19 protein-coding genes are annotated in these 23,346 nt (G+C 68.1%); 11 read left to right on the top strand and 8 right to left on the bottom strand.

Translation table 11 applies throughout. From position 1 onward, the window contains the following. Window positions 1-48: 48 nt before the first annotated feature. On the bottom strand, window positions 49-681 hold the full coding sequence (locus tag ACIA75_RS35095) for a TetR/AcrR family transcriptional regulator (protein ID WP_397111387.1): 633 nt from the start codon (window positions 679-681) through the stop codon (window positions 49-51). Window positions 682-787: 106 nt separating this feature from the next. Between ACIA75_RS35095 and ACIA75_RS35090 the strand changes: the two genes are divergently transcribed. The 4 genes from ACIA75_RS35090 (at window position 788) to ACIA75_RS35075 (ending at window position 4,841) form a co-directional block, all read left to right on the top strand. Beyond that, the gene (locus ACIA75_RS35090; RefSeq protein ID WP_397111386.1) at window positions 788-2,185 is read left to right on the top strand and encodes an MFS transporter; all 1,398 of its coding nucleotides are present in this window, start codon (window positions 788-790) and stop codon (window positions 2,183-2,185) included. Next, window positions 2,182-3,393 (top strand): FAD-dependent monooxygenase, encoded by a 1,212-nt coding sequence (locus ACIA75_RS35085; RefSeq protein ID WP_397111385.1) that lies wholly within the window; start codon window positions 2,182-2,184, stop codon window positions 3,391-3,393. The genes ACIA75_RS35090 and ACIA75_RS35085 overlap by 4 nt, the downstream gene beginning before the upstream one ends. 115 nt (window positions 3,394-3,508) lie before the next feature. Beyond that, window positions 3,509-4,045: a VOC family protein gene (locus tag ACIA75_RS35080; protein WP_397111384.1), complete on the top strand. Its 537-nt coding sequence runs from the start codon at window positions 3,509-3,511 to the stop codon at window positions 4,043-4,045. After that, on the top strand, window positions 4,029-4,841 hold the full coding sequence (locus ACIA75_RS35075; RefSeq protein WP_397111383.1) for a MerR family transcriptional regulator: 813 nt from the start codon (window positions 4,029-4,031) through the stop codon (window positions 4,839-4,841). The genes ACIA75_RS35080 and ACIA75_RS35075 overlap by 17 nt, the downstream gene beginning before the upstream one ends. 21 nt (window positions 4,842-4,862) lie before the next feature. Here ACIA75_RS35075 and ACIA75_RS35070 read toward each other — a convergent pair whose 3' ends face one another. Next, a complete protein-coding gene (locus ACIA75_RS35070) occupies window positions 4,863-5,441 on the bottom strand; it encodes a TetR/AcrR family transcriptional regulator (RefSeq protein WP_397111382.1) in 579 nt (192 codons plus the stop codon). 160 nt (window positions 5,442-5,601) lie between these two features. On the opposite strand from ACIA75_RS35070, the gene ACIA75_RS35065 reads away from it, so the two are divergent. Beyond that, window positions 5,602-6,183 (top strand): hypothetical protein, encoded by a 582-nt coding sequence (locus ACIA75_RS35065; RefSeq protein WP_397111381.1) that lies wholly within the window; start codon window positions 5,602-5,604, stop codon window positions 6,181-6,183. A gap of 111 nt (window positions 6,184-6,294) precedes the next feature. Here ACIA75_RS35065 and ACIA75_RS35060 read toward each other — a convergent pair whose 3' ends face one another. After that, a complete protein-coding gene (locus tag ACIA75_RS35060; protein ID WP_397111380.1) occupies window positions 6,295-7,137 on the bottom strand; it encodes a helix-turn-helix transcriptional regulator in 843 nt (280 codons plus the stop codon). A 237-nt stretch (window positions 7,138-7,374) separates the two neighbouring features. Between ACIA75_RS35060 and ACIA75_RS35055 the strand changes: the two genes are divergently transcribed. From ACIA75_RS35055 to ACIA75_RS35045, 3 genes are all read left to right on the top strand, one after another. After that, a complete protein-coding gene (locus tag ACIA75_RS35055) occupies window positions 7,375-8,319 on the top strand; it encodes an SDR family oxidoreductase (protein ID WP_397111379.1) in 945 nt (314 codons plus the stop codon). A gap of 242 nt (window positions 8,320-8,561) precedes the next feature. Continuing rightward, entirely contained in the window at window positions 8,562-10,106 is a 1,545-nt protein-coding gene (locus ACIA75_RS35050) for an acyl-CoA carboxylase subunit beta (protein ID WP_397111378.1), read from the top strand. A gap of 85 nt (window positions 10,107-10,191) precedes the next feature. Next, complete coding sequence (locus tag ACIA75_RS35045) at window positions 10,192-10,614, top strand: hypothetical protein (protein ID WP_397111377.1); 423 nt, start codon at window positions 10,192-10,194, stop codon at window positions 10,612-10,614. Between the two features lie 53 nt (window positions 10,615-10,667). On the opposite strand, the gene ACIA75_RS35040 is transcribed toward ACIA75_RS35045, so the two are convergent. After that, a complete protein-coding gene (locus ACIA75_RS35040; RefSeq protein ID WP_397111376.1) occupies window positions 10,668-11,720 on the bottom strand; it encodes a fatty acid desaturase family protein in 1,053 nt (350 codons plus the stop codon). Between the two features lie 373 nt (window positions 11,721-12,093). Between ACIA75_RS35040 and ACIA75_RS35035 the strand changes: the two genes are divergently transcribed. Next, complete coding sequence (locus ACIA75_RS35035; RefSeq protein ID WP_397111375.1) at window positions 12,094-13,458, top strand: MFS transporter; 1,365 nt, start codon at window positions 12,094-12,096, stop codon at window positions 13,456-13,458. Here ACIA75_RS35035 and ACIA75_RS35030 read toward each other — a convergent pair. From ACIA75_RS35030 to ACIA75_RS35020, 3 genes are all read right to left on the bottom strand, one after another. Continuing rightward, window positions 13,455-14,693 (bottom strand): VWA-like domain-containing protein, encoded by a 1,239-nt coding sequence (locus ACIA75_RS35030; RefSeq protein WP_397111374.1) that lies wholly within the window; start codon window positions 14,691-14,693, stop codon window positions 13,455-13,457. The two genes, ACIA75_RS35035 and ACIA75_RS35030, sit on opposite strands and share 4 nt — an antisense overlap. After that, on the bottom strand, window positions 14,690-15,937 hold the full coding sequence (locus tag ACIA75_RS35025; protein WP_397111373.1) for an AAA family ATPase: 1,248 nt from the start codon (window positions 15,935-15,937) through the stop codon (window positions 14,690-14,692). Before ACIA75_RS35025 ends, ACIA75_RS35030 begins: the two co-directional genes overlap by 4 nt. A 155-nt stretch (window positions 15,938-16,092) precedes the next feature. Beyond that, complete coding sequence (locus tag ACIA75_RS35020) at window positions 16,093-17,490, bottom strand: hypothetical protein (protein WP_397111372.1); 1,398 nt, start codon at window positions 17,488-17,490, stop codon at window positions 16,093-16,095. A 340-nt stretch (window positions 17,491-17,830) separates the two neighbouring features. Between ACIA75_RS35020 and ACIA75_RS35015 the strand changes: the two genes are divergently transcribed. Next, window positions 17,831-18,271: a DUF2267 domain-containing protein gene (locus ACIA75_RS35015; RefSeq protein ID WP_397111371.1), complete on the top strand. Its 441-nt coding sequence runs from the start codon at window positions 17,831-17,833 to the stop codon at window positions 18,269-18,271. Between the two features lie 25 nt (window positions 18,272-18,296). Continuing rightward, complete coding sequence (locus ACIA75_RS35010) at window positions 18,297-21,197, top strand: UPF0182 family protein (protein ID WP_397111370.1); 2,901 nt, start codon at window positions 18,297-18,299, stop codon at window positions 21,195-21,197. Between the two features lie 133 nt (window positions 21,198-21,330). Here ACIA75_RS35010 and ACIA75_RS35005 read toward each other — a convergent pair whose 3' ends face one another. Continuing rightward, on the bottom strand, window positions 21,331-23,277 hold the full coding sequence (locus ACIA75_RS35005; RefSeq protein ID WP_397111421.1) for an acyl-CoA dehydrogenase family protein: 1,947 nt from the start codon (window positions 23,275-23,277) through the stop codon (window positions 21,331-21,333). Window positions 23,278-23,346: the final 69 nt, after the last annotated feature.

Below are 23,346 nucleotides of genomic sequence, written 5' to 3'. Positions count from 1 at the left end.
CACGTCCACGCGCTGAAGCCGGCCACGAGGCCTGTTCGGCGGGAATCCCTACCGGGGCCGGTACGCCCGGAGAAAGGTCCGCACGCCCTCGACGACGAGTGGCCGGACGCGCGCGTCCTCCGCGGCGTTCGCCGAACCGAGCCTGTTGAGGGCGACGCTGAAGGTCAGCGCGATGAGCTGGTCGGCCGCGAGCCGGGGGTCGGGGACGTCGAGCAGCCCGGCCGCGGCGAAGGCGGCGAGCCGCTCGGCGATTGCCTCGTCGGGGGTTTCGGCCATGGGGTTGTAGTCCGGGTGCGGAAGGTGGCCGGATTCCGCCCGGACCAGGCGTTGCAGCGTTGTGTACTCCGCCGAGCCGAGCATATCGGTCGCTATGCGCATCGAGAATGTGACCAGCGCGTCCTCGAGGCCGGCGGCCTCGGTGCCGGCGGTGAGGGTGTCGTCGAGGGTGCGCCGGATGGTGGTGATCAGCGACTGGCCGACAGCGTCGACGACCGCTTGCAACAGCGTTCGTTTATCGCCGAAGTAGTCGTAGACAGTCCGCTTGGACACCTCGGCCCGGGCGGCGACCGCGTCGACGCTGGACCGGTCGAAACCGTCGGCGAGGAACAGTTCCCGTGCCGCCGAGAGGATCGCCGCCCGCTTCCGGGCCGACCCCTCGCGCAGTGTCTTCGTAGTCGGCATGGGCATATCGTAACCTTTCTACACTGCACGGTGTAGTGTAATCTCGGTTCATGGCACTCGCCGCACCCACACCCACACTCCGTCCGGCAGTAACGGAGGGACGTCCATGACCGCGACTCTGGCTCCCCCGGCCGGCATCGGAAAAGCCGCCGTCGCGGCCCTCGGCACGCTCGCCGTCGCCACCGGAGCCCTGGAATCGGTGGTGACACCGACGCTCCCACTCCTGCAACGCGAACTGGATATGAGTCCGGCCGAAGGGGCGCTGCTCAGCGTTGTACTTCTCGTCACCGGCGCGCTCATCACGCCGGTCGCCGGCAAATTCGGTGACCGGTACGGCGGAAAACGAGTTCTTATCCGGCTGATGACGGTCGTTTCGGCCGGCGGACTGGTGTCCGCCCTGGCGCCGAACCTACCCGTGTTGCTGCTCGGCCAGATCCTGCAGGGAGCGATGGTGGGCGCCCTGCCGCTGTCGTTCATCCTGGTGCGCGAACACCTCCCCGCGGGTCCGGCAAAGGTGGCCATCGGGGTGGTCAGCGGATTGTTCGTGGGGGGCGGGATGGCAGGAATGCTGGCGGCCGGGCCTGTGGCGGAGGGGCTTTCCCGGCACTGGATGTTCGCGCTGCCGACGATCGCGGTCATCGGGGCCACCGTCCTGGTGGACAGATTGATGCCGCAGGATGCGCCCGGCCGATCGGACGATGCCGGGATCGACCGGCCCGGCCTGATTCTGCTGAGCGCGACATTGGCAACGCTCATGCTCGTACTCGCGCTGGCACCCGAAATCGGTTCACAGCCAGTGGTACTCGGCGTGCTGATCGTGGCGCTGGCCGCCTTCACGACCGGATGGATCGCTGTCGAGCGTCGCGCGGACTCACCGATAATCGATCTGCGCATGCTGGCCCGGCCCACCATATGGAAGCCGTGTGTGCTGACGTTCGTGATCTGCGTCGGCACCTCGGTGGCGGTCTATCTCGTCCCGCAGCTGTTGGCGGTGCCGGCCGGCGAATACGGTTTCGGGGCGAGCGCCACCGAAATCGGGATCTTCCTGCTGCCCGGCGCCGTCGCCGCGACGCTGGCCGGGCCGATCAGCGGGGTCTGGGCGCGGCGGGCCGGCTCGCGGGCCGTGGTCACCGCCGGAATCATCCTCCTGGCCGCCGCTCTGCTCGGCCTGGCAGCCGTGCACTCCGACCTCTGGCACCTCGTCGGCGGCAAGGCGATGATCGCGCTCGCCAACGGCCTCTGCGTCACCGCGCTGGTGACCGGCATCGCCACCTCCGTCGATCGGCGTGACACCGGCATCGCCACCAGTCTGGTGCTGGTGACTCGGGTGATCGGCTACGCCGTGGGTGCCCAGATCAGCGGCGCGCTCCTCACCGCCGCAACACCTTCCGGATCGGATGTCCCGGCCGAATCGGCCTTCGTCACCGGCTTCGTCATTGCCGGCGCCCTCACGGCGCTGTCGTTGATCGTCGCCCGGACCATGAGCAAAGGAACTCAGGAATGACCGGCATCGAACCGTCGAGCCCGAGCACGGCGCGACGCAAAGTACTGATATCCGGGGCGAGCATCGCGGGGCCCGCCCTCGCCTTCTGGCTGAACCGCTACGGATTCGCGGTCACCGTAGTCGAGAAGGCCGGCGCGCTTCGCGGCGGTGGCTACCCCATCGACGTGCGCGGCACCGCACTCGACGTCGTCCGGAAAATGGGAATCCTGCCGCGGCTGCGGGACGCGCATATCGACCTGCGCCGGATAACCTTCCGCGACGGGGACGGCAGCGAGGTGACCTCGATCGACCCGCACACCGTCACCGGCGGCACGGGAGCAGACCTGGAGGTGCCGCGCGGGGAGCTGACCGCCGCTCTGTATGCGGCGGTCCGTGACGACGTGGAGTTCCTGTTCGACGACACGATCGAAACCCTCGATCAGTCCGGCCACGGAGTCGATGTCACCTTCCGCCGGGGCAGCCCGAACACCTTCGACATGGTGTTCGGTGCGGATGGGACGCACTCCCGTACTCGCGCATTGGCGTTCGGCCCCGAAGAGCAGTTCCATCGGTACCTCGGCTACTGCTTCGCCGGGTTCACCATGCGCAACACCTTCGGGCTCCGCCGCGAAACCGTATTGTGGAACACCCCGGGCCGGGGCGCGGCACTCTACGCCGTGGGGGACAACGACGGCGACGTGCACGCGCTACTGACCTTCGCCCACCCGGAACCGCCGTTCGACGCGTACCGGAATCCGGCAGCCCAACGGGACCTGGTGGCCGCCGTCTTCGCCGACGCGGGCTGGGAGGTCCCGGGTATGGTCGCCGCCCTGCGCGACGCGGACGACCTGTTCTTCGACGCGGTCGGCCAGATCCACCTGCCCCGCTGGTCCAGCGGCAGGGTCGCACTGGTGGGCGACGCCGCGTACGCGCCCTCGTTCCTCACCGGACAGGGCTCCAGCCTGGCACTCGTCGGCGCGTACATGCTCGCCGGTTCCCTGGCGAACCGGGACCACGCCGCCGGTTTCGCCGCCTACGAACACGACACCCGGGAGTTCGTCACGGTCAACCAGAACCAGGTCGGCAAGGGCGACGCCGCTCTCTTCCCGACCACCGCTCAGGCCCTGGAACATCGCAACAATATGCTGCGCAATCTCAGCGCGACGCCCGCCGCGGCAGGGCGACCGGCCCACTCGGCCCTCACACTGCCCGAATTCATCCACCACTGAGCAGCAACCGATGAGCGTTGTCAGGCCTGCCGGTCGAGGGCGCTGCGACCACGCCACCACCGTCCTATACGTCAGGGCTTGACCCTCACGTTGCGTGAGGCTGGAGGGTGGGGGTATGAGTGACTATTACGAAGCGTTCGAGATGAGTCCCGTGCCCCCGCCCGGCCCGGATGTGGTGGCGCCGGATCTGTTCCGCGGAATCTACGGCATGCCGGCGTTCGTGACGATCCCCACGAGTGATCTGGCGGCGTCCACGGACTTCTGGGTTCGGGGGCTCGGGTTCTTCGAGCTCTTCGGTATCCCCGGCACACTTGTGCATCTGCGCCGGTGGGCGTTTCAGGATGTACTTCTCGTCGCGGCGACCGATACTCCGGAGCAGGCACCGGCGATGAGCGTCAGTTTCTCGTGCGTGCTCGGCCAGGTGGATTCCGTTGTCGAGTCCTGTCGGGCGCTGCGTCCGGACTCGGTCGACGGTCCACGGGATACGCCCTGGAACACACGCGATATAGAGGTGATCACACCCGAGAACGCACGGGTCGTTTTCACGGCGGCGAAAGCCTTCGATCCGGACAGCGAGGAGGCACGCAACCTTGCAGCCATCGGGATCACCCCACCGGAGACCGGTCGCGGCGACAATGAGAAGCGTGCCTGATACCAGTGACGTCGAGGGCCTGACCGTCGGTCAGGTCTCGGCGCGCCTGGGCGTAACTGTCCGCGCGCTACACCACTGGGACGAGATAGGTTTGGCGTGCCCGTCGCTGCGCACTGCTGCCGGATACCGGCTCTACACCGCCGCTGACCTGGAACGCCTGCACCGGATCATCGCCTACCGGGAGCTCGGGCTCGGCCTGGACCGGATCCGGGACATTCTGGACAACTCGACCGCAGATGTCCCCGGCGCGCTGCGTGCCCAGCGCGCGCAGGTCGCCGAACGGATCGACCGGCTCCAGCAGCTCGGCGCCGGACTGGACCGGATGATCGACGCCCACGAACGCGGCCTGCTGCTGACCGTCGAGGAGCAGGCCGCGATCTTCGGTCCCGGGTGGAATCCGGACTGGACCACGCGCGCCCGTGAGCGCTACGGCGACACGACGCAATGGCAGCAGTACGCCGAACGCGCGGCCGCTCGCGGTCCGGCGGAATGGCAGGCAATCACCGACGCCGTCGCCGACTTCGAGCGGACGCTCGGGGAGGCGATGGACGCCGGCATCGCACCCGGTAGCCCGGAAGCTGATCGACTCGTCGAACGGCACCGCGAACTTTTTGCTTCGTACTTTCCCCTCACCAGGCAAATGCAGGTCTGCCTCGGCCGCATGTTCGAGACCGATCCGGGGTTCGCCGCCCACTACGACGGCATCCGCGCCGGTCTCGCCGCCTGGTTCCGGCGGATCATCGACGCCGGCGCACGCGCCCACGGCATCGACCCCGACACCGCGACCTGGCAGTGAGAAGACCCGGCGCCGCCCGAGCTATCCGGCTGTTTCCCGGCGAGCAGGCCGGCGGGAATCGAGAAGTCCTTCGATCCCGAGCAGGAACGTCTCACAGATGGGGGCCGGATCGGTCAGGCAACCGGCCGCCATCGCGCCGTCGCGGAGCATCACGAAATGCCGGGCGGCAGCTCCCGGGTCGGCTTCGTCGATACCGGCGAAGATCTCGGTGATCGTGGTCGAGAACCACTGCCGGTGCGCGAGAACGGTCTTGTGCACCGGGTGCTCGGGGTCGGGGTATTCGGCCACCGCATTGAGGAACGCGCATCCGCGGAACCCGGGCTCCCGGATGCCGTCGGCGATGGACCGCCCGACAGCTCGGACGACGTCGACGGCGGCCGAGTTCTCGCTGCGCGCGGCGGCGACCTGCGCGCGGATCACCTCGTCGGCCTGCGTCAGGTAGGCGACCACAAGGTCGTCCTTGCCGGGGAAATGCCGGTACAGGGTCGCACGCGTCACCCCGGCGGCGGCAATGATGCGATCGACGCCCACGGCACGAAGCCCTTCCGAATAGAAGAGTCCGCTCGCCGTGCCGAGCAGTCGCGCCCGTGCTTCCGACATCCGGGGTCCTCCGATCTCTCAGGCTTCGCCCTTCGAGGCTAGCAGAAAGAACGATCGGTCTTGACAACGCGGGCACGGCCCATCAAGCTTCAGGTATACCGATCGTTCTATCTACTAGATGGCGCCACACCACCGCCTCGATCATCGAAAGCGAGAGCTGATGTCCAGTTCACTCGACACCGGCACGGCCGGCACTGTCGCCGAAACCGCCGACAGCACCAAAGGCCTGCGGAACCTGTATTACGCCCGCTTCGGATTCGCCGTCATCTGGGCAGCTCTGCTGATACCGACCGCTTCGGCGCTCACCCCTGTCAGCACCGCGCTGTTGGTGATCTATCCGCTGTTCGACGTGGCAGCGGCGGTGGTCGATTTCCGTACCCCGGGCACCGCACGTCAGCGGGTGCTGCTGTACATCAATATGGCGTTGAGCCTGCTCACCGCCCTCGGTTTGGCCGTCGCGGCCACCTCGGGCATTCCCGGTGTCCTCCGGGTGTGGGGCCTCTGGGCGATCACCGCGGGCGTGGTGCAGTTGATCGTCGCGATCTCGCGCTACCGGCTCGGTGGCCAGTGGGCGATGATCCTCAGCGGCGGGATCTCCACCCTGGCAGGCGCCAGTTTCATTCTGCAGGCAGGCGGGGTGAATGCGTCGCTCACCAGCATCGGCGGGTACGCGGTGCTGGGCGGCGTCTTCTTCCTGATCTCGGCGATCCGGCTGCACCGCCGGACCGCCGAGGCGCAATGAGATCGGTGCGGACCTGGGCTGCCGGACCGGACGGGTCGACCCGCCCGGCAGCACCGTCGCCTGTCGGTACCGAAGAGGTACGACTCGCGCCGATCCCCCGCACAGCGTGTCTCACTGCAGTGCCTGCGCTCCGATCACGGCGAGCACCTGGAGTTTCTCGTAGCTCTCGCTGCCGGGGACGGCGGTGTAGACGAGCAGCGAATGCGCTTGGCCCGGGTCGACGAGACGCTGGCAGGTCAGTTCCAGGGGACCGACCTCGGGGTGGACGAAGTGCTTGACATCGTGCGGGCGTATCCCGACCTCGTGGTCGTGCCACACCCGCCGGAACTCCTCGCTGCGGTCGAGCAACAGTTCGGCCAGCTGGGCGGCGCGGGAATCGGGGCCGCGGAGAGTGACGATCTCGCGCAGCCCGGCGGCGTACATCCGGGTGAGTAACGCGTGCTCTTCCGGTGCGTAGAACTGCCGGGCGGCGGGGTCGGTGAACCAGCGGTATCCGCTGCTGCGGGCAGGTCCGGTGAAGCGGGTCGTATCGCCGGTGAGCGCGATACCCATCGGTGACTGTTTCAGGGTCTCGCCGAGTTCGGTGTTTATCTCCGCGGGCGTATCGGACAGGCGATCGAGAACGCGCAGCAGACCGGGACTGATGTGCTCGCCGCTGAGCGAGCCCCGGGCCGGCGGGTTGTGCCCGGCGAGACGGAACATATGGTCACGCTCGTCGAGCGAGAGGTGCAGTCCCTGCGCGATCGAGACGAGCATCTGCGGCGAGGGCTGCGGGCCACGTTCCCGCTCGAGCCGGGAGTAGTAGTCGGCCGACATATGACACAGTGCGGCCACTTCCTCCCGCCGCAGGCCCTCGGTCCTGCGGCGGGGCCCGCGCGGGAGACCGACATCTTCCGGTTGCAATGCCCCCCGCCGATTTCGGAGAAACTCCGCCAGCCCGGTGCGATCGATCACGACACTCCCTCTTCTCGGGTTCCTGCTTCGTTTCTACCGCCCGCGACCAGCGGTATCCACGGATCACCGATCCCCCGCACACGTCGACGGGTGACACGACGAGCCTGTGATCGGGAGGTCCTGGATACCGCGCCGCCCACGGCCCAGACTCGATCAGGCGGACCGGATGTACCAGCCGACGAACTCCCCGGAACCCGTAATCACGCCACCGGCCACACCGACTCGAGGAGTAGCACCATGCCACGCCGACCGATCGATATCACCGTGCCCGATCTCTCGGGAAAACGCGCGCTCGTCACCGGCGCCAGCGACGGAATGGGTCTCGGGATGGCGGCCCGATTGGCCGCGGCGGGCGCCGAAGTGATCATGCCCGTGCGCAATTCCCGCAAGGGCGAGGCCGCGATCACGCAGATTCGGCAGAGTCACCCGGACGCGAAGCTTTCGCTGCGCGATCTCGACCTGTCCTCGCTGGCATCGGTCGCCGCCCTGGGAAACGCCCTCCGCGAGGAGGGGGAACCCATCCACATCCTCATCAACAACGCCGGCGTGATGACCCCGCCGGACCGGCAGACCACGACCGACGGGTTCGAGCTCCAATTCGGCACCAACCACCTCGGCCATTTCGCCCTCGTCGGCCATCTCCTCCCCCTGCTTCGCGCCGGCTACGCCCGGGTGACCTCGCAGGTCAGCGTGGCGGCGCGGAGCGGCTCGATCAACTGGGACGACCCGAACTGGGAACGCAGCTACAACGGGGAGCGCGCGTACAGCCAGTCGAAGATCGCGTTCGGGCTGTTCGGCCTCGAACTGGACCGCCGCAGCAAAGCGCACGGCTGGGCGATCACCAGCAATCTTTCCCACCCCGGGGTAGCCCCCACCAGTCTCCTGGCTGCCCGTCCGGAACTCGGCCGTACCCGGGACACCCTCCGAGTACGCCTGATCCGGGCACTCTCGGCCCGCGGGATAGTCATGGGCACCGTGGAGACCGCCAAGCTGCCTGCCCTCATGGCCGCGACCGACCCCGACGCCGCGGCCGGCCGGCTCTACGGGCCCAGCGGCCCCGGCCATCTCGGCGGCCCGCCCGCCGAACAACCGCTGTACCGGCCGCTGCGCAGCCCCGAGGACGCAGCCCGCATCTGGGAGCTCTCCGAGCAACTCACCGACACCGCATACCCCACCAGCTGACCGCCACTCGCCATGCGGCCACGGACCGGAATCACAGTGTGCTCAACCGGTCCAGTGCTGCCTGGCTCTCCTCGTCCGCTTGCCGCACCCGGCGGCAGAACTGTGCCGGCGATCCGGCCGCCCGAGCTGCGGACAGCAGTCGGTGAAACCTCACATACCCGGACACTCGCGAATCCCGGTACGGTGGCAACCGCCCCCGATCCCGGTGCGGTGTTCCCGCTGAGAAAAATCTGGATGTATCGATGAGTTCTACCGCCGAGAAACTTGCCGACCTGCGTAAGAAGCTCGAGATCGCGCAGGAACCGGCCGGCGAGGCGGGCGCTGCCAAACGCGCGCGTAAGGGCATACCGTCCGCCCGCGATCGCATCGAGATGCTGCTGGATCCGGGAACTTTCGTCGAAGTCGGTGCGCTGGTGCGCAACCCCGCCGACCGCGACGCTCTCTACGGCGACGGGGTGGTCACCGGCCGCGGTTTGGTCGACGGCCGGCCCGTCGCCGTGTTCTCCCACGATCAGACGGTGTACGGCGGCACCATCGGCGAGATGTTCGGCCGCAAGGTTGCCGCGATCATGGACCTGGCGGGGAAGATGGGATGCCCGCTGGTCGGTATCAACGATTCCGGCGGCGCGCGGGTTCAGGAGGCCGTCACCTCGCTGCGCTGGTACGGCGAACTGGCGACCATGATGGAACCGCTCTCGGGCGCGGTGCCGATGGTCTCACTCATCCTGGGCAATTGCGCGGCCGGCGCGGTGTACCAGCCGATCTGCACCGATGTCGTGGTCGCCACCGAGAGCGCGCATATGTTCGTCACCGGTCCCAAGATCCTCGAGGACGCCATCGGTGAAAAAGTGGATATGGAGGAGCTGGGCGGCGCCTACAACCAGGCCGCCTACGGCAATATCCACCACATCGCCGAGGACGAGCCGGCCGCCTTCGCCTGGGTCCGGAACTACCTGAGCTACCTGCCGTCGAGCTTCTCCGAACTGCCGCCGGTCGTGAACCCCGGCCTGGAACCGGAGATCACCGAATCCGATCTGACGCTGGACACGCTCGTCCCCGACTCGGACAACGCGATCTACGATATGCACGACGTGCTGTTGCGGATCTTCGACGACGGCGAGTTCCACGAGATCGGCGGGGCCGCCACCACGAACCTGATCACCGGTTTTGCCCGCGTGGACGGCCGTCCGGTGGGGGTGGTCGCCAATCAGCCGACCGTCCTGGCGGGTGCGCTCGACGCCAAGGCCGGTGACAAGGCGGCGCATTTCATCCATATCTGCAACGCCTTCGAGATCCCGCTGGTACTGGTGGTCGACACCCCCGGCTTCCTGCCCGGGGTGGAACAGGAGAAACAGGGCGTCATCAAGCGTGGCGGCCGGTTCCTGTTCGCCTATGTGGAGGCCACCGTGCCCAAGGTGACGGTGGTGATCCGCAAGGCCTACGGCGGCGGCTGGGCGGTCATGGGCGCCAAGGCCCTCGGCTGCGACGTCTACCTGGCCTGGCCCACCGCCCGCATCGCGGTGATGGGTGCCGAAAGCGCCGTCGGCCTGACCCAGCGCAAGATCCTCGACGCCACCCCCGAGGATCAGCGCGCCGGGGTCCGCCGGCAGATGATCGACTTCTACAACGCGACCATCGCGACCCCGTGGATCGCGGCCGAGCGCGGCTATATCGACGCGGTGATCGAACCGTCGGCCACCCGCCTGGAAATCCGGCGCGCCCTGCACCTGCTCCGCGACAAGAAGGTCATCCGCTACCCGCGCAAACATCACCTGTTGCCACTGTGACATGTGGTCCGGCCGGGCCCGGCTCCACCGTCTCGGGGAAGGCGGCGGATGCGGGGAAACGGCCGGACCGCATACGCTGACGGGCGTGCGTAGACGGCTGCGGAAGGTCCGGGTCGGTGGCCGGGAGTACGTCTGGCGGGCCGATATCGGGGTCCTGCGCGGCGACGGCGATGTCCATCGCTGCCTCGGCGTTCGTATCTGGGGCGCCGGGAAGAACAGCCGCGTTCTCGTCGCAGACCTGCTCTCCAAGTCGATGAGCGTTGGCTGGGCGACCGCGGCAACCGATACCTCCCACCCCACGGCTTCCGACATCCGCACGCTGATCACGCACGCCCTGGCAGTCGGCTGGGACCCCGACGGACGCGGCGGAGTGTTCCCGCTGACCGAAACCTCCGGACCGGAACTCCCCGGCTTCCTGATCACGGACCGGGTCCGGCACCCCGATGCCCCCGATCCGACCGCCCGGGTGATCCAGGCCAACGGATATGGGCCCGCAGCAGGCACCTGACCGGCCGGTTGCCGGGATCCCGGCGACCGGCCGTGGCGGTGGGCGTCCGGGAGTTATCCGGCCGTGCGGAGCGGTTCGCCGACGTGATGCATATGCCGCAGGGCCTCACGGTACGAGGAGATCAGCCCGGTCTCGTGGTACGGAACGCCGATTTCGGCGCAGTAGTCGCGGACGATCACCTGGGCGCGGCGCAGATTCGGGGTCGGCATGCTCGGGAACAAGTGGTGCTCGATCTGATAGTTGAGCCCGCCGAGGGCGAGGTCGGTCAGCACACCGCCCCGGACGTTGCGGGAGGTCAGCACCTGACGGCGGAGGTAGTCCGGGCGATCGTCACCGGTGAGGGTCGGCATGCCCTTGTGGTTCGGGGCGAAGGTGCACCCCATGTACAGGCCGAACAGGGCCTGGTGGACCACGAAGAACGCGAAGGCCTTGTCGGCGGGCAGCACCACGAACAGCGCGGCCAGATACACGGCGAAGTGACCGAAGAGCAGCGCGCCCTCCCAGACGCGGTGTTTGATCGTCCGATTCCGGAGTGCCCGGACACCGGCCACATGGAGATTCAGGCCCTCCAGCATCAGCAGGGGGAAGAACAGATAGGCCTGCGCCCGCCCGATGAGACGAGGCAGACCGCGGCTGGCCCGCGCCTGCTGTTGCGACCAGACCAAAATGTCGGGCGCGACATCGGGATCCAGTTCCTCATGGTTCGGGTTGGCGTGATGCCGGGTGTGTTTGTCCTGCCACCAGCCGTAGCCCAGACCGATACCGGCGTTACCGACGACTCGGCCGACGATCTCCGTCGGACGCCGCAGCCGGAAGACCTGACGGTGCGCGACATCGTGCATGACCAGCGCGACCTGCGCGAACACCACGGCCATGAACGCCGCGATCAGGAGCGTCCACCACGAGTCGCCGACAAGGACGAACGCCGACCAGCCGGCGACGAACGCAATCCCGACCAGGCCGAGCCGGACGGCGTAGTAGACGGGACGCCGGTTCATCAATCCCGCGGCGGAGATCTTGCGGAGCAGGCGGGCGTAATCACCGTCGACGCCGCCGCGCCGCGATGACCGTGGAGATGGCTCTTGGATCAAGGCCGTTGTAGTCATAGATCTTCCTGGGAGTCGAGTCGGGGATCCCAGCTCGGCCCGCCTGCGATGCCGAACGGTCGATATCGATCGGAGTTCTTATCCAGCGGACACTGCTCGGTGGGGGGGACGGGGTGACGAGGTCGTGGCACCGACGCTATCGGCCGGATTCTCGTTCCAGGTAATCCTCTGGTATGAGAAGGAATCGCACTGCGGTGTGATATTCGGACGAACCGGTTGTCCGGTGACCGAAGCCTACACACCGCCGGCGGCGGGCCCGGAATCCTGAACTCCGGTACCGGATCGGGCTCCGGGCCTGCACACTGAGTGCGGTGCGGCGCGGGGCCGACGGCCACCGCGCACGCCGAGCACGGGTGAACGGGAGGAATTGCGAATGTCCGAGACCACTACCCCGGATCCGGCCGTCTCCGACGGACCGGAACCGGCGCCGTCACGGGCGGCCACGCGCCGCGCCGTCTGGAATACTCTGCGCGGGTCGTCGGGCAATCTCGTCGAATGGTACGACGTCTACGTCTACACGGTGTTCGCCTCGTACTTCGAAAGCCACTTCTTCGATTCGGCGGACAAGAACTCCACCGTCTACGTCTATGCGATCTTCGCGGTCACGTTCCTCATGCGCCCGGTCGGCTCGTGGTTCTTCGGCCGCTACGCCGACCGCCACGGCCGGCGCGCGGCACTCACCTTCAGCGTTTCGCTCATGGCGGCATGTTCCCTGGTGATCGCCCTCGTGCCGGGACGCGAAGTGATCGGGGTGGGCGCCGCCGTGATCCTGATCCTGTGCCGGCTGGTGCAGGGGTTCGCGACCGGCGGCGAATACGGCGCCTCGGCCACCTACATGTCCGAGGCCGCCACCCGGGAGCGGCGCGGCTTCTTCTCGTCGTTCCAATACGTGACGCTCGTCGGCGGCCATGTGCTGGCCCAGCTCACGCTGCTGGTGCTGCAGATGTTCATGGACAAGCAGGAGATCTCCGACTTCGGCTGGCGCATAGCCTTCTTCATCGGCGGTATCGCCGCGGTGGTCGTGTTCTGGCTGCGGCGCAGCATGGACGAATCGCTCACCGAGGAGCAGCTCGACGCCGTCCGCCGGGGCGAGGACACCGAATCGGGCTCGCTCCGGGTCCTGGTGCTCGACCACTGGCGCCCGCTGCTGCTGTGCTTCCTGATCACCATGGGCGGCACCCTCGCCTTCTATGTCTACAGCGTGAACGCCCCGGCCATGATCAAGACCGCCTTCGAGGACCGCGGCATGACGGCCACCTGGATCAACCTCACCGGTTTGATCTTCCTCATGCTGTTGCAGCCGGTCGGCGGAATGATCAGCGACAAGGTGGGCCGCAAACCCGTTCTGGTCTTCTTCGGGGTCGGCGGGGTCGCCTACACCTGGTTCCTCATCACGTTTCTGCAGGACGCGACGTCGGCGGCGGCGACCCTGCTCGTCACCTGCATCGGCTACGTCATCCTCACCGGTTACACCTCCATCAATGCCATCGTCAAAGCCGAACTGTTCCCCATGCATATCCGGGCCCTGGGCGTCGGTGTCGGGTACGCCCTGGCCAATTCGGCCTTCGGCGGAACCGCGCCGATGATCTACCAGGCCGCGAAGAACGGTGATCACGTCACCTGGTTCATCGTGTACGTGACCGTCGTCGTCTTCGCCTCGCTGCTGGTGTACGTCTTCGCCCTGAAGAACAAGAGCATGACGGCACTCGATCGGGACCAAGGCCGCGCTTTTCTCTAACTGCAGCCCCCGATATCGACCACCCGCGCCCATGCGGGTGGCCCGTCCGGGACGTAGTCGGGATCGTGTTCACTCCACGAGGTCTCCCGGCGGAACAGCCCGACCACCGTCCGGCACCCCGGCCTGCCGGACGGCCAGGGTGTTTGGCCGTCGGTCAGTACGACCAGCACGTCGGGGCGTGGCCGGGCGCGGAGGGCCTTGGCGAAACCCGTACGCAGATCCGTACCGCCGCCGCCCACCAGGGGTATCCCCTCGGCACGGCACAGCGGCTGCGCGATCCGCGCGGCGGCGTCGCAGGACAGCACGGTGACCAGGTCGCGGCGGCCGCCCACCGCACGGGAGATGGCGGCCACTTCGAGCAGGGCGCTGCCCAGTTCGGCGTCACTGACCGACCCCGACGTATCGATGATCACGCTGACCCGAGGTGGTGTGCGCCGCAGGCTCGGCAGGACGACGCCGGGCACCCCGGCCGAGCGCCGGGCGGGCCGGCCATAGGTGTAGTCCTCCCCCGCTCCCGGGGCGGAGGCGGCTGAGCGGATGGCCGCGCCCAGCAGATCCCGCCAGGGCTGCGGCGGGTGCAACGCCTCCTCCGCCCAGCGCCGCCACCCCGCGGGGGCGTTCCCCGGACGGCCGGCGATGCCCTGCGCCACCCGGAATCGGACCGCATCGCGTTCCTGTTCCGTGAGGCCGTCCGCGCCGTCGGGGCCGAGGTCCCAGTCGCGGTCCAGTCCGTCGGCGCCGCTGCCGCAGTCGAGCCAGGCCATGTTCTGGGTGAGCGGGCCGAGGCGGAACTGGCGCAGGTAGTCCTCCATGAGCTCGCCCTGGGACAGACCGAGAGTTGCCGGCAGGACAGCGCCTTCGGGCTCGACCAACCCGTCACCGAAGGCGTCGTCGTTGATCTCGGCGTCCGCGGCGATATTCATCCGCAGCCGCTCCGCCGGATCGGTCAGGTCGTGCGCGCGGGCGAACCGGTCACTGCGGCCGTGATGGTCGCGCAGCAGGTGCGACACCTCGTGCACCAGCACGGACGCCAGTTCCTCCACGGACGTGTGGTCCACGAACGTCGGCGATACGTAGCACCGCCAGTACCGGTCCACGCCCATCGTCGGCACGCGCCGCGACTCCACGATGTGCAGCGCGTAGAGGGCGGTCGCCAGGTAGGGGCGGGCCCGGGCGGCGTGCAGGCGGGCGGCGAAGAGTTTGCCGGAATCGAGTGCCGGAGCGTCCCGTTTCACCGCCCGGCCTTCGCGGCGACACGGACGGCGGCACGGTCCGCGCCCTGGGATACCGACACCACTCCGGCGAGTTGCTCTATCGACGCCGGCACCTCCCAGTTGTCCCGGCGCAGCGTGGCAAGGGTGGTCGCGGGGACGACCACCAGGTCCGGTGGCCCGGTCTCCACCGCCTTGGCGAGCAGCGTCCAGGCCGCGTCCCAGCGGGATTTCTCCGGCCGCCGGCGGATTGCCGCCACGACCCCGTCGAGCACGGCCTGGCGCAGATCGCCACGTTCGGGCAGTTCGGCGGCCCGCGGGTCGGCCAGCAGCACTTCGGGGTCCGGGAGGTCCATCCGGTCGATGCTGGTCAGCAGTTCGAAACCGGGGCCGTCGCCCACGGTGCCCCGGACCAGCAGGGACAGCACGTCTTGGGCAGAGCCCGCCGCGGTGGCGAACGCGACCAGCCGCAGTGTCATCTCCCAGCTTCGCGGCGACGGCCAGGCACCGCCCCGGCGAGTCTCGCTGCTGGGTAGTTGATGCACGAGGTTGGGACGGGCCGCGAGGAGCACACAGACGGCGCGCCGGGCGAAAGCTACGGCCTCCGCGAACTTCTCCGGTTCGAGCCGGGGCAGCGTCGCGCGGGGCCAGGTCCCGCCGAGGCCGCGGACGACCACCTCCTGGTCGTGGGTCCATTGCAGGTGCACGAACCGGTTGGCCAGTGGCGGGCTCAGCTCCCAGCCGTCGGCCGCCGATGAGCGCGGGTTGGCGGCGGCCACGATGCGGACGCCGGGTGGCAGCTGGAGTGCCCCGATCCGCCGTTCCAGGACGAGGCGCAGGAGGGCGGCTTGCACAGCCGGCGGTGCCGTCGACAGCTCGTCGAGGAACAGCAGTCCACGGCCGGCCCGGACGAGCCGGACGGCCCAGTCCGGCGGAGCCATCGGGACACCGTGCTCCGCGGGGTCGTCGCCGATGATGGGCAGGCCCGAAAAGTCGGACGGCTCATGCACACTCGCGATCACCGTGGTCAGCGGCAGATCCAGGGATTCGGCGAGCTGGGTCAGGGCGGCGGTCTTGCCGATCCCCGGCTCACCCCAGAGGAGCACCGGCAGATCGGCGGCGACCGCCAGTGTCAGGGCTTCCAGCTGGATGTTGCGGCGCGGTTCGGTGGTTACCTCGCCCAGCCGGGCCAGCAGGTCACCTGCGACGTCGAGCTGGGAGGCGGGGGCGCGGTTCGCGATGCGAAGGCACGGGTTACTCGGAGTCATCTGTGAATCACCTTTGGGTTGAGAAGGAGCGGAGTGGTAGGTCGTTGTGTCGACGAGCCGCGAAGGTCAGTGGATCTGCGCACGGTGGCGTCGAGCGGACAGGGAGCGAACGGCTCGGGGTCGCGTCGATCGGACGTAGAGGAAGGGCGCCGGGGTCAGCGCGAGGTCGCGTTGCGTGGGTGCGCGCGATGATGATCGGGACGGCGCCGCGGACTCGGCTGAAGGCGAGCAAACCCGGCCCCGGTCAATCCGGCCCTGAACAGCCCGTAGGTGACGCGCTGTTGCGCGAACGCCGCCAACGCGTCCCGTAACGCACCATCGCGCAACACGGCGTCGGGCCCGAGCAGTCCATCCACCACGGCCAGCGCACCGGGGATATCGCCATGGCTCAACCGTTCCCGGACACCGGTGAGGCAATCCGGGTGCCGGTGGGCCTGGTCGATTGCCTGCAGGCACGGCAGCGGGGTGCCGGTCAGGGCGACCAGCAGTTCCTCGCGGCGAATCTCGGCCGGGTCGTGATCGAGCGCGGCCAGCACCCCGTCGACCAGTCCGATCCGGTGGTGCTCTCCCCGGCACTCCACCAGCCGCGGCTGATCCGTCCGGTCGGCGATCCGGGGCATATCCGCCGGTGCACGGTCCGGCACCAGCGCCGCGGCGACCAGCGGATGCAGCCGGCCGGGCGCTATCGCACCGGCCCGGATCAGTTCCAGATCGGGCGGCACCCAGGTCGCCGCGTCGGGTAGTACCGGCAACGCGGAGACCCCGCCGCGCGGGTGTGTCTCCGCGACCCGCAACTCCGGCGGATCGTCGCCGTCCGGAACCAGCTCCACGACCACCTCGTGCCGCGCTCCGAACCGCACCCGCAAAGGACCTTCGCGCTGCTCCTCGGCGCGCAGCAGAATTCGCGCCTCGGCTGCCCATCGATCGATAGCGCTTCCTCGGGGCACCAGCTCCGCCAGCTCGGGGTCGACCGGACCGGCGGCGTCGCGTGGCTCGGCCCCGGACCGGATCCGGAACTCGTCGGCCACCCTGGCATCCCACAGATGCCGGTGCAGATCGAGGCGGAAACGCCGGTTGGGACGGGGATGCGGATGCGGGTCGGCCCGGGATCCGGATCCGCTCCACAGCGCGAGCGTGACCCGCTGACCGGCATCCGCCCAGACCGGCGCCGTTCGAGCCACCAGGTGTATGGAATCCGCTGCACCACAGCGCTTTCGCGAGTCGGAGGGTCCGTATCGAGCCAGCGAGATCGTCAGAGCGGGCCGCAGCAACCCGTCGGGAGCGACCCGCGGCAGGTGCCAGCGCAACAGATCGGGAGCCAGCCGGCGCAGATCCGCCCGGACTCGGGTGGCGACCTCTCGGCCGTGACTACGGGCCAGCGACCGCAGGTCGATATCGATATCGAAACCTGCCGCGGCACAGGCCCCCGCCCAGTCCCCGGCACGGCGCCGGGCAGTCGCGGTCTCGATCATGGAAGGCGGCACGGCGAACTCCCGCACGCGCAGCCAGAAGGAAAGCCGGGAATCGTCCCCATTCGTGATCGGTGTGTGCATCAGCACTCACCTTGCACGGATGGAACCCCCAATCTTTGCTCAGAATGAGTCATCACGAGGCGATCATATCGCCCCGCGCCGATCTTTGTCCGGCACGGCTCCGAATGGAGTCAGGGACGCGGACAGACGGTACCCGCGAGCCCGCGTCACCACTTCGATGGTGTCGTCGTGGCACCACGGGTGCCGAGACCGTTGATGCCGTGTGATTCGGCCGGTAACGCCGCGGTCTCGCCGGGCAGACTCCCGGCGCTCGCGGTCGCTGCCGTTCGGCCTGGTCCCGCCGTAGAATCGCGGTATCACCCAGCGCATCGGACCGGCCACCTGGAAGGCAGGTACACCAATGACGCACAACAATGATCCCCTCGCCGCCGGCATGCACAATGCACACACGTGGCTGCGTGCTGTCGCCGAAGACCTGGGCACCGAGGACCACACCTTCGCGCTGCGGGCGCTGCGCGCGTGGATGCATACGGTCCGCGACCGGATAAGCGTGGCCAATTCCGCGCACCTCACCGCTCAACTACCGGACTTCCTCCGCGGTATCTGGTATGAGGGCTGGGTACCCAGCCGGGTGCCGGGAGCACACGGGGTCGCGGCATTCGTCGACGAGTTCGCGGACCGGGCCGGAATCTCCGTGGGCGATGTTCCGTTCACCGCGGGCAGTGTCACCTCCGCCCTGGACCGGATGATGTCGCCCGGGCAGCTGAATCACATATTCGCCGTGTTCCCGGACCGGCTGAGCAGCGTGCTGCGCGGTGAGGAGTTGCTGACCGGAGCCTGAAAACGAGTCCACGGATATGTGGGAGATGAGCGCACGCGAGGGTCCGGCCCTACCGCGGTTGCCACGCAGCGCGCGGCGGTTGCTGATCGCCGCGGTAGCGGTTGTCGTGCTGCTGATCGTCATCTCGCGGCTGGTCGGTGTCTATACCGGCTGGTTGTGGTTCGGCGAAGTCGGCTTTCGCAACGTCTGGCGGACCGTTTTGCTCACGCGACTTTCGCTGTTCGTCGTGTTCGCCGTGTTCGCGGGTGGTGTCGTTTTCGCGGCGATGTGGCTCGCGTTCCGGTACCGACCGCTCGTCGTCGATGCCGGACAGCCGGACTACCTGCTGCCGTATCGCGCGCCGGTGCTGCGCCGGCCACGGTGGTTCGGAATCGGTATCGCCGCCGCGATCGGGCTCGTCTGCGGCCTCATCGGACAGTCGCGCTGGTCGACGATCCAGCTGTTCCTGAACGGCGGATCGTTCGGTATCCGCGACCCCGAGTTCGGGCTCGACATCGGTTTCTTCGTCTTCGATCTGCCGTTCTACCGGCTGCTGCTGAGCTGGCTTTTCGCGGTGGTCTTCCTCGGCTTCCTGGCAAGCCTGGCGACCCACTACCTGTTCGGTGGCCTCCGGCTGTCCGGACGGCGGCCGGGGCTGAGCCACCCGGCCCGGGTCCAGCTCGCGGTCCTCGCCGGACTGTTCGTCCTGGCGAAAGCCGTCGCGTACTGGTTCGACCGATATGCGCTGCTCGCCGGTGACAGCCGGGAACCCACTTTCGCCGGCGCGGGATACACCGATATCAATGCCGTGCTCCCCGCCAAGCTCATTCTGTTCGCGATCGCGCTGATCTGTGCCGCGGCCGTGTTCTCCGCCGTCGTGGTCCGTGACCTGCGCATCCCGGCGCTGGCCGCCGCCATGCTGCTGCTGTCGTCGATCCTGGTGGGCGGGGTGTGGCCGTTGGCCGTCGAACAGCTCTCGGTCCGGCCCAATGCCGCCGACAAGGAGCGCGCCTATATCGAGCGAAATATCGCCGCGACCCGGCAGGCATACGCGATCGGTGGTGACCGGGTCGAATACCGGCCCTACCCGGGGATCGGCACCAGCGCGCCGCCGGACGTCCCGGCCGATACCACCACACTCGCGAATGTCCGCCTGCTCGACCCGAACGTGCTCTCGCGGACCTTCACCCAGCAGCAACAGCTCAAAAATTTCTACAGCTTCCCCGACCACCTGGACCTGGACCGCTACCCCATCGACGGGCAACTGCGGGACTATGTGGTCGCGGCCCGGGAACTGACCCCCGGCGCGCTGAGCGCCAACCAGCGGCATTGGGTCAATCGGCACACTGTCTACACCCACGGCAACGGATTCGTCGCCGCACCCGCCAACCGCGTCAATGCCGCGGTACGTGACGCCACGGGTGATACCGAGAGCAGCAACAGCGGATACCCGATCTACACGGTCAGTGATATCGCCACCGGGTCGACCGGGAACCAGGTGATCCCCGTCGATCAGCCCCGGATCTATTACGGCGAGGTGATCGCCCGGGAGGACCCGGACTACGCCATCGTCGGCGGCGGCAGCGAACCGCGCGAATACGACACCGACAACACCAAATACACCTATGACGGTGCCGGTGGCGTCCCGATCGGGAACTGGTTCAACCGGATGGCCTTCGCCACGACCTACGCCGAACGCAACATCATCTTCTCCACCGCGATCGGGCCCGAATCGAAGATCATCTTCAATCGCGACCCCCGGCACCGCGTGGAACTGGTGGCACCGTGGCTGACCACCGACAACAACCCGTACCCGGCGGTGGTGGACGGCCGGATCAAGTGGATCGTCGACGCCTACACCACGATCGACGGCTACCCCTATGCCAAGTCCAGTTCGCTGGAAGCCCTCGCGCATCGCGGCGATCCCGGCGCGGGACCGTTCGACGAGATCTCCTACGCGCGCAATTCGATCAAGGCCACCGTCGACGCCTACGACGGCACAGTGACCCTCTATCAGGTCGATCAGCACGATCCCGTCCTGGACGCGTGGATGAGCGTGTTCCCCGGAACGGTCGAACCCGAGGAGTCGATCAGCGACGAACTGCGCGCCCACTTCCGGTACCCGGAGGATCTGTTCAGCATCCAGCGGGAGATGCTGGCCAAATATCATGTGGACGAACCCCGCGAATTCTTCACCACCAACGCGTTCTGGTCGGTGCCCAGCGATCCGACCGTCGATACCAACCCGCAGCAGCCCCCGTTCTACGTGCTGATGGGCGATCCGGACACCGCGCAACCATCGTTCCGCCTGGCCAGCGCGATGGTCGGGTTCAACCGGGAGTTCCTGTCCGCCTATATCTCGGTCGACTCCGATCCCGCGGACTACGGCCGGTTCACCATCCTGCAACTACCCACCGACACCCTCACCCAAGGGCCACAGCAGATCCAGAACTCGATGATCTCCGATACCAGAGTGGCGTCCGAACGCACCCTGCTCGAACGCTCGAACCGCATCCAGTACGGCAATCTGCTCACCCTGCCGATCGCCGACGGCGGTGTGCTCTACGTCGAACCGCTGTTCACCGAACGAATCTCGACCACCCCGAACGGATCGACCTTCCCGCAGCTGGCCCGGATGCTCGTCAGCTACCGCGATCCCGCGACCGCCGGCGTCCGAGTCGGTTACGCCCCCACCCTCGGTGAGGCACTGGATCAAGTATTCGGCGCCGACACCGGCAACCTGGCCACCGCACCCGGCGGTAGCCCCGGCGCACCGCCGCCACCGGGCCGGCCACCACCCGGGCCGCCTGCCGAACAGGCACCCCCGCCGGAACAGGCTCCACCACCGCTGGACGAGGCGACGATCGCCGAACTCAATGCCCAGATAGCCGCCATCCGCGCGGCCCTCGACCGGATCCAGCAGCAGCTGAACGGTCCGGGTGGATGACACCGAGGGACGCCGGCGAACCACATAATGGCGATTCGCCGGCGTCCTGGATCGCTGCGTGGCCGAGGAATGGGGCGAGCACCTGAAGGGCCGGCTGTTCGACCACGCGCCAGTCAGTCGTTGTCGCAACCGATTACCGAAGTGCGCCTGCCCGGAACCACGGGCGGAGCAGGTTCTCCTCGGTGGACGGGCCCACCTGCCACTCGGCGATCCACGGACCCGTGCCCTCGCTCGTGTCGATAATGCCGTCCTCCAGGTGCTGATAGCGGCCGTCGAGCACCGCGCGGCTCAGGCGCATATCCTCGTCGTCGGTGTTGTCCCACAGCGAATCGAACAACTCCCGTACGCGAATTCGCGCCTGCCGGCAGAACACGTCGGCCAGTTCCGCGCCGGCTGCCCCGCCGGTCGTGCCGTCATCGCGTTCGGCCTGCGCGCGGACGCACGCCGCCGACATCGCGAACAGCTCCGCGCCGATATCGACGATGCGCCCCAGGAATACCTGCCGGTACTCGAGCTTCGCCTGCCAACGCGCCATCCCGTACATCAGCGCGCGGGCCTGTTTGCGCGCCATCCGTTCGACAAAACGCATATGCGGCGCCAGCGGCCCGAACTCGCCGAACCCGGCCGGTACCGTGCCCGGACCGACGGCCAGTTGCGGGAACCATTTCGCGTAGAAGCCGCCGGCGCCGACCGCCGCCTTCGCTTTCTCCTTGAACTCCGCATGCCGGTCGACCAGTGCTCCGGCGGCGGCCATATGCGCATCGGCCATCTCCCGGGCGATGAGCAGTCGCATGATCTCGCTGGAGCCTTCGAAGATCCGGTTGATCCGCAGATCGCGCACCAGCTGTTCGGCCCCGACCGCGCGTTCTCCCCGCGCCCGCAGCGACGCCGCCGTCTCGTATCCGCGACCGCCACGGATCTGCACGAGTTCGTCGGCGATCCGGCAACTCGTCTCCGACGCCCACAGTTTGGCCAGTGCCGCCTCGATGCGGATGTCGTTGCGGTTCTCGTCGCACATGGTCGCCGAGAGGTCGAGCACCGCTTCCAGGGCATAGGCCGTCGCCGCGATATAGGACATCTTGGCGCCCACCGCGGCATGTTCACCGACCGGCCGTCCCCACTGCACGCGGACCGTACTCCATTCGCGGGCGATCTTCAGCGACCATTTGGCCGCCGCCGTGCACATCGCCGGAATCGCGAGCCGGCCGGCATTGAGCGTGGTGAACGCGATCTTCAGGCCGTCACCCTCCCGGCCGATCAGGTTCTCGGCGGGGACCCGGACCTTGTACATCCGGGTGACACCGTTCTCGATACCGCGCAGGCCCATGAAGGAATTGCGGCGCTCCACGGTGATGCCCGGGCTGTCGGCTTCCACGACGAATGCGGAAATACCGCCGCGGTGCCCCTCGCTCTTCGGCACACGGGCCATCACCACCAGCAGTTCCGCGACCACCCCGTTGGTGGTCCACAACTTGACGCCGTCGATCTCGTAGGCGTCGCCGTCGGCTGTCGGTGTCGCGGTGCTGGCCATCCGGGCCGGGTCCGAGCCGACATCGGGTTCGGTGAGCAGGAAGGCACTCACCGCACCCTGCGCACAGCGCGGCAGGAACCTGTCCTTCTGCTCCGGCGTGCCCGCCAGCTTCAGCGGTTCGGGCACACCGATCGACTGGTGCGCGGACAGCAGCACGCCCAGGCTGGGATGTGCCGAGGCGATCAGCATCAGCGCCTTGTTGTAGCCGACCTGGGAGAGCCCCTGCCCGCCGTAGTGCTCGGGAATCTTCAGACCGAAGGCGCCGAGCTCAGCGAGGCCGCGCACATACTCCTCCGGTATCCGGCCTCGCTCCTCGATCACGCTGCCGTCGACGGTTTCGCAGTAGGCCCGGAGTCGCGCCAGGTACGCGTCGGTCTTGGCGGTGTCTTCCGCGCTGGGCCGGGGGAACGGATGGATCAGGTCCACCCGGTAGCGGCCGAGGAACAACTCCTTGGCAAAGGAGGGTTTGGCCCAGGTGGTCTCCCGGGATTCCTCGACCAGCCGGCGGGCCTGTTCCTCGGTGGCATCGACTTTCGCGGCAGTTGCCATGGCGTCCTCCTCGAAGGTGACGGCGATCACAGTCGCATGCTGGAGGCCATGTTACCCGCCGGTAGAACT

The sequence above is a fragment of the Nocardia sp. NPDC051750 genome (genome assembly GCF_044453135.1).
In the GTDB taxonomy this organism is placed as follows: Bacteria; Actinomycetota; Actinomycetes; order Mycobacteriales; family Mycobacteriaceae; genus Nocardia.
The sequence above is the reverse complement of the archived record's forward strand: the minus strand, read 5'-3'. Positions and strand labels throughout refer to the sequence as shown.

Coding starts and splice junctions, on each gene's coding strand:
- ACIA75_RS35090 (WP_397111386.1), top strand. CDS start 788: ATGACCGCGACTCTGGCTCCCCCGGCCGGCATCGGAAAAGCCGCCGTC.
- ACIA75_RS35095 (WP_397111387.1), bottom strand. CDS start 681: ATGCCGACTACGAAGACACTGCGCGAGGGGTCGGCCCGGAAGCGGGCG.
- ACIA75_RS35020 (WP_397111372.1), bottom strand. CDS start 17,490: ATGCACACACCGATCACGAATGGGGACGATTCCCGGCTTTCCTTCTGG.
- ACIA75_RS35040 (WP_397111376.1), bottom strand. CDS start 11,720: ATGACTACAACGGCCTTGATCCAAGAGCCATCTCCACGGTCATCGCGG.
- ACIA75_RS35025 (WP_397111373.1), bottom strand. CDS start 15,937: ATGACTCCGAGTAACCCGTGCCTTCGCATCGCGAACCGCGCCCCCGCC.
- ACIA75_RS35035 (WP_397111375.1), top strand. CDS start 12,094: ATGTCCGAGACCACTACCCCGGATCCGGCCGTCTCCGACGGACCGGAA.
- ACIA75_RS35015 (WP_397111371.1), top strand. CDS start 17,831: ATGACGCACAACAATGATCCCCTCGCCGCCGGCATGCACAATGCACAC.
- ACIA75_RS35085 (WP_397111385.1), top strand. CDS start 2,182: ATGACCGGCATCGAACCGTCGAGCCCGAGCACGGCGCGACGCAAAGTA.
- ACIA75_RS35005 (WP_397111421.1), bottom strand. CDS start 23,277: ATGGCAACTGCCGCGAAAGTCGATGCCACCGAGGAACAGGCCCGCCGG.
- ACIA75_RS35065 (WP_397111381.1), top strand. CDS start 5,602: ATGTCCAGTTCACTCGACACCGGCACGGCCGGCACTGTCGCCGAAACC.
- ACIA75_RS35080 (WP_397111384.1), top strand. CDS start 3,509: ATGAGTGACTATTACGAAGCGTTCGAGATGAGTCCCGTGCCCCCGCCC.
- ACIA75_RS35075 (WP_397111383.1), top strand. CDS start 4,029: ATGAGAAGCGTGCCTGATACCAGTGACGTCGAGGGCCTGACCGTCGGT.
- ACIA75_RS35055 (WP_397111379.1), top strand. CDS start 7,375: ATGCCACGCCGACCGATCGATATCACCGTGCCCGATCTCTCGGGAAAA.
- ACIA75_RS35010 (WP_397111370.1), top strand. CDS start 18,297: ATGAGCGCACGCGAGGGTCCGGCCCTACCGCGGTTGCCACGCAGCGCG.
- ACIA75_RS35070 (WP_397111382.1), bottom strand. CDS start 5,441: ATGTCGGAAGCACGGGCGCGACTGCTCGGCACGGCGAGCGGACTCTTC.
- ACIA75_RS35050 (WP_397111378.1), top strand. CDS start 8,562: ATGAGTTCTACCGCCGAGAAACTTGCCGACCTGCGTAAGAAGCTCGAG.